The 10,785-nt window shown below is 39.2% G+C and carries 17 protein-coding genes; 3 read left to right on the forward strand and 14 right to left on the reverse strand.

The window, feature by feature from the left end; genetic code table 11:
* Window positions 1-155: 155 nt before the first annotated feature.
* Genes MKZ11_RS19755 through MKZ11_RS19765 form a run of 3 tightly spaced genes read right to left on the reverse strand, consistent with a single transcriptional unit; the run spans window position 156 to window position 2,516 of the window.
* Entirely contained in the window at window positions 156-1,157 is a 1,002-nt protein-coding gene (locus MKZ11_RS19755) for a D-alanyl-D-alanine carboxypeptidase family protein (protein WP_340796065.1), read from the reverse strand.
* Entirely contained in the window at window positions 1,154-1,765 is a 612-nt protein-coding gene (gene scpB, locus MKZ11_RS19760; RefSeq protein WP_340796066.1) for an SMC-Scp complex subunit ScpB, read from the reverse strand. Before scpB ends, MKZ11_RS19755 begins: the two co-directional genes overlap by 4 nt.
* Before the next feature lies 1 nt (window position 1,766).
* Window positions 1,767-2,516, reverse strand: a complete 750-nt coding sequence (locus MKZ11_RS19765) for a segregation/condensation protein A (RefSeq protein WP_340796067.1) — start codon at window positions 2,514-2,516, stop codon at window positions 1,767-1,769.
* 28 nt (window positions 2,517-2,544) lie between these two features.
* On the opposite strand from MKZ11_RS19765, the gene MKZ11_RS19770 reads away from it, so the two are divergent.
* Window positions 2,545-3,075, forward strand: a complete 531-nt coding sequence (locus tag MKZ11_RS19770) for a DUF309 domain-containing protein (protein WP_340796068.1) — start codon at window positions 2,545-2,547, stop codon at window positions 3,073-3,075.
* Between the two features lie 171 nt (window positions 3,076-3,246).
* Here the strand turns inward: MKZ11_RS19770 and MKZ11_RS19775 are convergent, their stop codons facing one another.
* Complete coding sequence (locus MKZ11_RS19775) at window positions 3,247-4,146, reverse strand: helix-turn-helix domain-containing protein (protein WP_340796069.1); 900 nt, start codon at window positions 4,144-4,146, stop codon at window positions 3,247-3,249.
* 35 nt (window positions 4,147-4,181) lie between these two features.
* A complete protein-coding gene (locus tag MKZ11_RS19780; RefSeq protein ID WP_340796070.1) occupies window positions 4,182-4,322 on the reverse strand; it encodes a hypothetical protein in 141 nt (46 codons plus the stop codon).
* A 161-nt stretch (window positions 4,323-4,483) separates the two neighbouring features.
* Here MKZ11_RS19780 and MKZ11_RS19785 point away from each other — a divergent pair, with 161 nt between their 5' ends.
* Both MKZ11_RS19785 and MKZ11_RS19790 read left to right on the forward strand, forming a co-directional pair.
* Window positions 4,484-4,693, forward strand: a complete 210-nt coding sequence (locus tag MKZ11_RS19785; protein ID WP_340796071.1) for a helix-turn-helix domain-containing protein — start codon at window positions 4,484-4,486, stop codon at window positions 4,691-4,693.
* Window positions 4,694-4,790: 97 nt separating this feature from the next.
* Window positions 4,791-5,513 (forward strand): hypothetical protein, encoded by a 723-nt coding sequence (locus tag MKZ11_RS19790; RefSeq protein WP_340796072.1) that lies wholly within the window; start codon window positions 4,791-4,793, stop codon window positions 5,511-5,513.
* Between the two features lie 92 nt (window positions 5,514-5,605).
* On the opposite strand, the gene MKZ11_RS19795 is transcribed toward MKZ11_RS19790, so the two are convergent.
* The 9 genes from MKZ11_RS19795 to MKZ11_RS19835 form a co-directional block, all read right to left on the reverse strand.
* Window positions 5,606-6,304: a peptidoglycan recognition protein family protein gene (locus tag MKZ11_RS19795; RefSeq protein ID WP_340796073.1), complete on the reverse strand. Its 699-nt coding sequence runs from the start codon at window positions 6,302-6,304 to the stop codon at window positions 5,606-5,608.
* Window positions 6,304-6,552, reverse strand: a complete 249-nt coding sequence (locus MKZ11_RS19800) for a phage holin (RefSeq protein WP_340796074.1) — start codon at window positions 6,550-6,552, stop codon at window positions 6,304-6,306. Before MKZ11_RS19800 ends, MKZ11_RS19795 begins: the two co-directional genes overlap by 1 nt.
* Before the next feature lie 13 nt (window positions 6,553-6,565).
* Window positions 6,566-6,961: a hypothetical protein gene (locus MKZ11_RS19805; RefSeq protein WP_340796075.1), complete on the reverse strand. Its 396-nt coding sequence runs from the start codon at window positions 6,959-6,961 to the stop codon at window positions 6,566-6,568.
* Between the two features lie 65 nt (window positions 6,962-7,026).
* A complete protein-coding gene (locus MKZ11_RS19810; RefSeq protein WP_340796076.1) occupies window positions 7,027-7,491 on the reverse strand; it encodes a hypothetical protein in 465 nt (154 codons plus the stop codon).
* A 127-nt stretch (window positions 7,492-7,618) separates the two neighbouring features.
* Entirely contained in the window at window positions 7,619-8,146 is a 528-nt protein-coding gene (locus tag MKZ11_RS19815) for a hypothetical protein (protein WP_340796077.1), read from the reverse strand.
* A gap of 216 nt (window positions 8,147-8,362) precedes the next feature.
* A complete protein-coding gene (locus tag MKZ11_RS19820; protein ID WP_340796078.1) occupies window positions 8,363-8,506 on the reverse strand; it encodes a hypothetical protein in 144 nt (47 codons plus the stop codon).
* Window positions 8,507-8,824, reverse strand: coding sequence for a hypothetical protein (locus MKZ11_RS19825; protein WP_340796079.1), 318 nt, complete (start codon window positions 8,822-8,824; stop codon window positions 8,507-8,509).
* An 11-nt stretch (window positions 8,825-8,835) separates the two neighbouring features.
* The gene (locus MKZ11_RS19830; RefSeq protein ID WP_340796080.1) at window positions 8,836-9,966 is read right to left on the reverse strand and encodes a phage tail protein; all 1,131 of its coding nucleotides are present in this window, start codon (window positions 9,964-9,966) and stop codon (window positions 8,836-8,838) included.
* A gap of 1 nt (window position 9,967) precedes the next feature.
* Window positions 9,968-10,687 carry a putative phage tail protein gene (locus MKZ11_RS19835; RefSeq protein WP_340796081.1) on the reverse strand — a complete coding sequence of 240 codons (720 nt, stop codon included), beginning with the start codon at window positions 10,685-10,687 and terminating at the stop codon, window positions 9,968-9,970.
* Window positions 10,688-10,785: the final 98 nt, after the last annotated feature.

Raw genomic sequence — 10,785 nt, forward strand, 5'->3', positions numbered from 1 at the left:
CCCATCTTCATTCTGTAAAAAATTATGTCACACTTTGTTGCAAATGAAAAGAAGACTGACCTATATAGCGTCAGTCTTCCTGAAAACGTCACAATTCAATTTTCACTATTAATAATCGCTTGATTTTAGCTATTCTTTTTGTCAACGAACTAAATTCATTGTTTTATGAGTATTTCCTTCGAAATAAGTGGTTCGTTATCTAAAGATACCGTCCACACCCCCGTACTCCGCTCATTTTTACCGCGAGGAATTCGGATGACATTCGATAACTGAGCTTTCTCACCTTTTTTCAGTAATAGACGGATAGGCTCTTTCAGTTCTCCTTCTACGCCGGGAAGAATATCATAAGCCCCTTTTCTTGCAACCGTCACCATGTTGAAGTTGGAAAACACTTTATTCGCCAAGGTTTTATGTGTATTCCAGTCATCCCCATCATTTAATGTAACCACGATGATGTTTTTACCGTCTTTTTCGAAATAAGTTGCAAGTGTCCTTCCAGCAGCTTTTGTAAAACCAGTTTTCCCTGCAATCGCGGTCGGCTCGGAATGGATGAGGCGGTGTTTATTCCGCCAGCTATAGGCCTGATCCTTGCCCTGATAACTATGATTTTTCGTCATAGCAATTTTACGGAACTTATCGTTTTCCATCGCAAAGTGGAGCATAAGAGCAGTTTCATATGCAGTAGACAAGTGACGTTCATCATGCAGACCCGATGGATTTGTAAAGACAGTGTCATTCAATCCGTATATAAGCGCCTTTTCATTCATCAAGTCCACGAATCCGTCCAACGAGCCGCCTGCCTGTTCTGCTAACGCTTGTGCGGCATCATTTCCTGACCGTAGCATAAGTCCATGGAGTAGCGCGTCTGCAGCGAGTGTCTCCCCTTGTTTCAAATAAAGGGATGATCCTTCTGCTGATGCGGCTTGCGGCGAAATAGTGATATCTCCAGACTGTGTACCACTTTCAATGAATGTTAACGCAGTCCAGATTTTTGTTAGACTAGCAATCGGCAGTCTAACATTTTCATTATGACCATCCAAGAGTCTACCCGTATCTGCGTCAATAACAGCCCATGCTTGGCCGGACGCTGCGACTTCTTTCAAACCTCCGCCAACTAGTAACGAGAAAAAAAGGACAATGATTACAGCCCGTTTCAAGAAAGGTTTCCTCCTCCATCATTTTCTATCGCAAACGCTTCTTGGAATTGTGTCATGAACAAATCAGTTTCAATCGTTTCCCCCTCCTCTTCCTGTGAAAGGGGTGGTAATCCATCCAGTGACTCCAATCCGAAACGGTCAAGGAATAAATCCGTCGTGCCATACAAAATTGCTCGTCCACTTCCTTCAGAGCGTCCTTTTTCCATTATGAGCCCTTTGGCAATCAGCGTGTTAACTGGTCCTTCTGATTTAACACCCCTGAGATCATCAATTTCAACACGCGTTACAGGTTGTCTATAAGCGATAATCGCAAGTACTTCAAGGGAAGCTTGTGTCATGGATTTCGGGGACGGATTTTCCAACAATCGTTTAATATCTTCTGCAAATTCCGTCTTCGTTACTAGTCGTAGCGCTCCTCCGAATTGTTTCAGCGTTATACCACTCGCTTTGCGTTGTTCATAACTTATGCGCAACACATCAATTGCCTCTGCCACTTCAGATTCTTTACATTCAGTCAGGGATATTAACTGCTTAACGGTCAATCCTTCATCCCCCACTATGAATAAAAAACTTTCAATCATCCCGGGCAAACGATCTTCAATTTCCATTTCACACTTCCTCCCGTCGGAATGACACTGTTAGTTCTTCAAAATTACTAGCCTGTTTAACAATGATATCCCGCCGTTTCATTAACTCAAGCAAAGATAAAAAGGTTATGACTAAATCTGTTGTCTCTCCCCTTTCAAACAGGGAATGAAACTCACATTTGCCGCCGCCCCTTTCTAGCATTGCCATAATTTCATCCATTTTTTCACTGACGGACACTTCTGTTTTCGATATACTGGCCGTCATTGGCGCTTTCAAGCGTTTTCTATTCAGCATCTTTTGAAATGCACCAATCAAATCGAAAACGTTCAAACTTTCATCCGACTCACTCCCCACAATTTCACCAAACTCCGTAAGATCTTCGGGCGGTTTAGTAAAATGACCGGATCGTACATCGGCAGATTCCTTCAGACTAATTGCCGCCTCCTTATACTTCTTATATTCAATTAGACGTGCAACCAGCTCATCACGCGGATCGTCTTCAGTGTCAAAGTCGAAATCGTCATCGAATTCTTCCCCTTCATGTACTGGCAGAAGCATTTTGCTCTTAATTTCTATAAGCGTGGCTGCCAAAACAAGGTATTCGCTCAATTCATCCAATTGTAGTACGCGCATCGCTTGAAGGTGTTCTATGTACTGCCCTGTCAATTCCGCCATCGGAATATCGTATATATCAATTTCAAGTCGGTTGATTAAATGCAATAATAGATCTAGTGGCCCTTCAAAAGCCTCTAATTTCACTTGATATGTCATTCTGTGACACCTACCTATCTTTAAGACTATGGAAAGGACTGATTACATGCATCCGTATCATCATCCGCTGTTCGTAAATTTTATTGTTTATTTCAATAGGAATCAAGATTATTTTGAATGCCACGAAGTACTGGAGGAGTATTGGAAGTCTATTCCTGACAGCGATAAAGATCACCCGTTGACAGCCTATATCCTCCTTGCGACAGGAATGTATCATTGGCGTAGAGGCAATAAACCAGGAGCATCCCGTACACTTAACAAAGCAATGACAAAGTTTCCGACTTTCCTTGCTAACTACCCTAAATACACGGAAGAAATTGATTTTGACCAATTAGTTTACGATGTTACAAAAGCAGTCAACCGTTTGGAGCAAGATCTGCCATTCGAATCGTTCCCCATCACTATCCTATCAGCTAACGTTACTGACCTGGCTAGTAAGTTGGAACAATCTATGACACTTCTACCATTCGGCAGTGATGCTGTCATTCATAAACATATGCTCAGAGACCGCACTGATATTCTTCGGGAACGCGAAGAAAAGAAGAAGGGCAGACGTTAATTAGTCTATACAAGTAGTTAGTTAAACTTATGATAGCATGTGCAAACCTTTACTTGTAAGGCTTTACGCTAACATCGGAATCTTAAGTTAGTTTATACATTTACTCTTTTGTTACCATAAATGTTACCACTCAGCAGCCGCTTTCCTTTATATAGAAGGTGGCTGTTTTATTTACCACAAAAGCCAGTTCTCGATAGTTGGTTTACTACTCCTATATTGTGGACGATCATCACGCTCAACTAACCAATTGTAGAACGGCACAGGACGCACATTTGAAGCCTTGTCCTCCACAGATGACGTATCAACCTCCATATTACTCCTACGCTCTACAAACTTGCTGTGTGCCCCTTTATACACCGCTCGTAATGTAGTCGATATCGTAAGTATTCCTTCATTAATATCACGTACAATATTCAACAAAACATCTTTAGCACGAACGAAATCACGCGCATCATTTATTTCAGATGACAATACAACTTTGTGCAGCTCATCCTTCAATTCATCTTTCATTGGCAATGAGTGCATGAAATCAAACAGCGCTACTTGCCAGTCGTTCATGTACTCTTTTTTCTCTTCAGCTTGCAAAGCTAATTCGTCCCCGACGCTTATAATATTATTTGCTTGTTTAGAACTTAAAAGATTAAAAGATTCTAGTGATTGATTCTCAGATTGTGGAGGACTAGCCACGTCGTTATTGACCTCATCGACTGTCGTCCGTTGAGACACTTCCGATGGGACATTATTATCAAAAGGTAAAATTTTATAGATGCTAGCCCCTTTGATTCCATTTAACTTTGTACCAGGTACTTTTTCGATGATGCCTAGTTCGGCCAACTTTTTAATTGATCGATATACCGTCTTAGTAGAAACACCAACTTGATCCGCAATTGTTTCAGCTTTTAAATGTGAGGCTCCTGGATACATTAATGAACGTGAGGCGAGCTTGAAAACGATGGCACGTTCTGATTCTGTTAAATTGAAGTAATGTGCTGCAATGTGGTCCTCCACACTCTTGTCCATATCTGCTACTGATTCAAATGTTGCGTATGCTGATAAATATTCAAATACCATCGTTCTCACCTCGCTTTCTGTTCCGATTAAATTATTTAAGTAGTTCCTAATAAAATTTTTCCGTTAATAATTTCAATCCACATATGGTCTGTAGAATAGCCTGCAATTACAAGTTCGACAGTCATTTTCTTGTCTTCTACTTCCTCTAGCATTTCTATTAACTCTTCCACTGTCATTTTCTCTCCATCCCCTTTTAATTCATATTTTTATTAACATGTCGTTATGTCGTTATACACATATTAGTACTTAAATATCGATATGTCAACAATTAGTTTACATATAGCGATATGGTGATATAATGGAATTAAGAGTTAAGTTATAGAAGGAGGCGAGGGATTTGGAGATACGCTTCAAATTGAAAGAAGTCTTGAATGAACGAGGGATTACGCAAAAGGATTTAGCAGAACGAACGGGGTTGCGAGCTAACGCAATAAGTGAAATGGTGAATAACCAACGTTCTACTATTAATAGAGAACATGCAGCTATTGTAGCGAACGCATTAGAAATCACTGATATGAATACCCTTTTCAAGTTTGACGACAGATAACTAATCACAGTTGTCTGTTTATCTTTTGCCCACATATAGCCAATTTCTACAATGTGTCGTACTATTGAACTATCACATATCAATAGGAGGTTTGTAATTGGATAATCTATTTTTATTCATCGCTGTTGTATCAATACCTACAGCTTTTGTTTTCGCAGGAATTGCAGTTGTAAACTACATTCGAAAAAACAAGGAAAAAGGAAAGAAGTCATTAAAAATTTCAGGAATCTCTTTAGTTGTCACGATAGTAGCTTTTATCGCATTTGGAGTGATAAGTGACAACAAAGAACCAGAAAAAGTCGAGGTATCAGGACCGGCAAAAGAAGTTGTTGATAAGGTTGAAAAAGAACCTGAATTGACAGTAGAAGAAAATGCAACAGAGGAAAAAGAAGAGGACGGAAGCGCGGATCCGAAATCACAAATAGAAAACATTGTTTCAGATAAGCTTAAGGGTAAAACAAATACAGATAAAGAACGCATCGTAAGCGTTGAAAAAGTATCGGGAGAAAATGAACCGCTATATTTTGTCGTCACATTGAATTCCAGCGAAAATCTTACAACAGATATGACAAAACGGACAATGTGGTTAGATTCTAAAGACATACTGGAACCTATCTCGAAGATTGAAAACATGGGGAAAATCATCTTGCATTGGCAATTACCGCTTACCGATACACTTGGTAATGTTGACGATGTAAGAGTAATGACTATAAATCTCGAGAAGAAAATCTTGGATGAAATCAATTGGGAAAACTTTGATGTTGCAAACTTTGCAGTTATTTCAGAATCCTACTTTGAACATCCAGCATTTAAGAAGTAATTATTTCACCTTTCTTATTTAACTACTGAATAAACAAAAAAAGCGGCCCATCCACAATGTAATCTGCGGATGGGCCGCTTTTTTCTTTAGTCTTATTTATTTACCGCAACAGTATATTTAACCGCTAACCCCAATACATCCGCGTCTGTGAGTATATTATTTTCTAGCTTGTCAGTCCATGATGTATGAGCCCCTGCCTTCACAGCTGCATCTACAATGATTTGACGATGCGCTTTACTCACTAAAGAGGTTTCTGTTTCCTTTTTTAAAGTCGGGCTTGAAAACTTCAATTTCTCATCCTCCTTTTTGATGGGCGTCTGTGTGTCTGCAACCACGGTTCCCCCCTTCCCTAACCTAGCTCGAACTATCGTCATATTAATGCCTGGGCATGATGTAGATGTGCCACTGAACTCGTTATGACCTAATACGTCTGCAACAGGTAATCCGAAACGTTTCATGGCAAGTTTACACCGTTCATCAAACGTTTTTTCTTGCGCGTCTGTAAAGGATCCGTCGCCAACAACACAGATATGGTAAGTATTCGTATTATGGTTACCAATCCCGTTAGTAATTTCAACAGGATCATAACAAAGTTGTACGTCACCATTTCGCAGAATGATTTCGTGATAACCACCCGTTCCCCAACCTTTTGTTTTATTCCAGTATGGCCAGAATGCTTCCCAGCTACCTGTTGGCGTAGCAGAGTGATGACGGGCAATCTTTTTAATGGCTGATTCTTTCCTGGTTCCGTTAGTCCGAGGTGTTACGTTTCGAATATCGATGACAACCATTATTTCAACCCCCGATGTTTCAGCAAACGTTCCTGTTCCTTTGCTCGCTTCCTTACTAGATACGTATTCTTCCACACGCCATAGATAATGAGAAAGAACGGTACGGCCGCAATGAGCACGACAACGAAAGCGTCAATTGACTCCTGGTTAAACCATTCAAATTTCACGTTAAGTGTACCCAAAAATAAAAGGACAGCTGATAGCCATCCCCCGAATAGCGCTATATTTTGTTTTAGTTTGTCATCCATCATAATTCCCCCATTACTTTAATATTTGAAGTAAACCTGCAATGCCTGCAAGTATTCCACCTGTTCCGGCAAACGCACCTACAATACCCAACACAATTTTTTCCCGTGTCGAAAATCGTTTCAATGTGATTCGCTCATCTCTGTGGATGACATCACGCTGTGTCGCCAAGCGTTCGTTATCAGACGCAAAATAGTGGTCTACAAACTTGTTAAGGATACCACGTGTCTCCTGCCCATCTTTCATAACGGTGAGTTCTAAATTAGTTTGGGAAGACTTGATTTCCTGCACTTGATTATTAAAATCCATCTGCGCCTTTTCAACCTTTTCCAACCGCGGCAAAATGTCGTGGTGTATAAGTTGGTCATGTCTTTCGAGCATCGTAAGTTCCTCCTCTGGTTTATTCATCATTCACCCCACATCCCTATTTCTCTTTAGATAAAATAAAAAGAACGCCCGGTGTGGACGTTCTGCCATTATTTCTCCCCTATGTCAATACCCTTGCTCTTCAAATATACTTTTACGCCCGACCAAAACATTCTACTTAGGCCAGCTAATTTATCTATTGCTTCAGCGTCATCAAAGGTCTGTGTGATTTTCTCCATCACTTTTCGATACATGCCGTCAGCTTCTTCTGGAGTTTTGGCAGTCCCTATAGACTGTATTTCAAATAGTACGGCAAGCATAGCTTCTTGATTAACATTACTTGTTTGCAAAAGAGTTATTAATTGAGCAATATCTCCCGTATTACGTTCTATTCTCTTTAGAGTTTCCAGAGTTTCTTCTCCATATAGTCTCTGTTGTAGCTTTTCATTGGTTTCCAATTCTTCTTTTTCCTTTTGGTACTGTTTGAATTGTCCAATCATATCTTTTTGAATTCTAATGCCACGATCAATTCTAGGGCTTATTGGTGGCATTCTAGATAAGATATCATCCTTCATAGTATCCCATCCTCTCTATCTCCCACAATTCGACAGAGAGGATAAGGAATCCTTTATTTCCTTTACGACGCATAATGTTCCGAATGTGCGACAGTTAGATCAACCTACGACCATATTAAATAATTTATTAATTTTCACTGTTACTTTGCACCCGAATAATTTTATTATCAAGGTCATTTACATCTGGTAATGTTAAATATAATTCTTTTTTCTTCAAAATTACTCCACCACTTTTGGTTACCTTGAGTATTCTCCAATACTCTTCTTTTTCATCGTTGATTCTCACTTCATATTTAGGATAAAACTTCGTCAACGTGAAAATAAAGTGAATAATAAATAAAACAAATATACATATGATGGTAAAAAACAACGATACGACTATAACTAAAAGAATTGAAAAGAAAAGACCATTTTCATCTTTCATTTCTACTAACTGTTCCGCTGTCACCACCGAGGTAACAAGTACAAATAAGATAAATATTAAAAAGCTTGATATTATCCTATCCCTACCTCTATAGGTTAGACTCTTTTCAATATCAGTTTTTGTTATAATATCATAAATTATATGCACAGCAGAGTAGATTATCGAGATTATAAAAATCAATCCCGATATCTCCACCCAGTTACCATTAACCACTTCATTCAAAGCGTCCATAATGAATCCCCTCCCTACCGACTGTATCGGTGTAAAAGGAGGAATTTCAAACCATAAAAAATAACGCTAGCTTATGCTGCGTCAACATCGTAACCTGATTGTTTTAATTTCTTGCCAACTTCATCACGTAGATTAGATAGATTTGGGACCATTTCAAATGGATAAACATCGGACATCACCGCATTTTACCAAGTGCGCACTGTGATACTATTCTCATTAAACATCTGATTCACCGCTCTCCACAATTTGAGTAACGACAGCAATAAGGTTAGAAAGAACAGGCACTTCTTCAATTCTCTTGTCCCCTTTTTTTACTGCATCCGCCCATGTTTTTGCGACTATACTATTTACTGTAAACATTTACATACCTCCCATTGCGATTGCCATAGATAATTCCATAATGGCGTTTTTCAGGTCTTCACGTAATTTTTCTATATCGTTCTTTTCTTGCGTCTGTGGACTGTTTTGAACAATAATTTCTTTCGCGATTTCATAGTCATCGAATGATAATTCCTGCAAATCACTGTGCGGCTCGTAATTATCTTGTCTCGTCGAGATGACACAGACTTCGTTTTCAAAGTCGTAATGCTGGCTTCCTGGGATGAATAAATCGACATCTAATCCTTTGTAATTTGCTGCACCTTCGATTAAAAAATCTGTTATTCTAACATATTTCATTTTCCCACTCCTCAATCTTCCAATTGTCCGAAACATTCTATCATAGCGAATAATCCGTTGAAAATTATCTTTTTTACAGTCGTAGAGCCAATTACTGGCGTGATTTGATATTCGGATTCATTGGTGAATATTATCATTAATTCATCTTGTTCATCATTCTTTTTAAAAGCGATACGACTTATCCCTCCAACGTTTAAAGTGTTTTGAATAATATATTCTAAGAATGTAAAATTGTCGTTATATCTTAAAATCTGAGCACTGGTAAGTGTTTTAGAATACACTTTATCACTAGCTATCCAATGACCAGTATTATGCGCTGTTGGTGGCGGATTATGACCAAACATTTTAAACAATGTTCCATTCTCTCTGAATAAACCAGTCAAATTATTTCCGGCTCTATCAGTACTGATTACAACACCCTCCGAACTATAAGAAACAACTTGGTACCAAGTGTTAAATTGAGCGCTAATTATGTTGGAAAAGTCATAAGTATAGAGAAGTGTGCCAGTCTTGTGCTCGTATTTAAAAATACTTTTATTAAGTATCCTGTAAGACACACCATCTTCAAAAGATGATTGAAACTTATCTGCCTTAATTATTTTGTCGGCAACATTACTTACTCCCCTCCCTTCACCCTGTAAGATAAAAGACGTACCATTATACCTGAGGGTGTAAACCGCTCCTGCCTTTAAATCCTTAACGACCGTATTGTCAGATTTTAAAATGGATTTAGCTCCCAATCCATTCACATTCAATGTGCAGTTACCTGTTGCATTGCTACCTATTTTAATCACAACACCCATTCCTTCTACAAGTGCAGGTGGAGCATTAGTTAGCGTTAAATTGTAAGCATTTACTCCAGTGGTCGATCCATATCCCGGATGTTTCACATAATCTGTGACATGCGATTTCAAAGCTTTCGGTGTCACCGCTAAAGTCTCACTGTCACTATTCGTATTATTCGATAATTGTACGTGTCCTTTTTTCGTAGTTGACGCATCATCCGCCAAATGCGTCGTAAGACCATCCTCTGCATTTCCTACCGCTTCATCTAAAACATCCATGTTCTCATTCAAATCCGATATGTTAACGTAATCCGTCAAGTCGGGTTTATTCAAACCCAGTTTTGCTGTCTTTTGCAAATTAAATCACTCCTTCCCATACCCTTAAATCGTTCCATGTTTTACCCGCTACACTACCCCACGTCTGATTAACTAAATCTTCCCACGGTGCAAACGTGAAAATATACGTCAATCCTAGATGTGCGGGAATAATAATATCCAACGCCTTTTTCAACCCTGTCATATTGTTAGGTACACCGCGTGTGCCGATAAATCTAATTTCGTAAACACCATCGACACTTGTGGGAGCAACCTCAACCACACCGTTTGAATATGCTCCCGCAACTCGCTTGATTGTTTCTTCCGTGGTTTGATCAAATGCGGAAATAAACCTTGAAATAATCTGTTCTCTACGCTGGTCGTAACGTAAATTATTCACCGTTTCAATCGCTAAATCACGTTCAAAGATAGGAAGTGATTCAATAGCGGTGTCTAGGAACATATTCCGTTTAGCTACTGATAAACGTTGTTCAATATTCCTGAACTCTCTATCAGCAGCAGTCAAAATCTGAATGAATGTACCGGATTTGCGTTCGTACAGTGGTAGATGCTTCAACATTTCAGTCTTGTAATCTCGTTCAGAAACTACAATACTCACAATCATTTCTGTTTTTGTTTGCATGATTACAGGTGACTGTACGACTTTAACGCCTTGTGCTTTTAATGAGGTAATTACTTCATTAATCACACCTGAATATTCAACTGCTATACCTTGTACACTTTGCTCTGTTTCGGTTTCCATTAACGCTAGCCGAAAACATTCCCATTGGTGGGGTGTTAAGTCGCCCCATGCGGAGGAAACTATTTGTCCCCACTGTGAATTTTGAATAGCGTTCATTT

The sequence above is a fragment of the Sporosarcina sp. FSL K6-1508 genome, assembly GCF_038007465.1.
Lineage (GTDB): Bacteria > Bacillota > Bacilli > Bacillales_A > Planococcaceae > Sporosarcina > Sporosarcina psychrophila_B.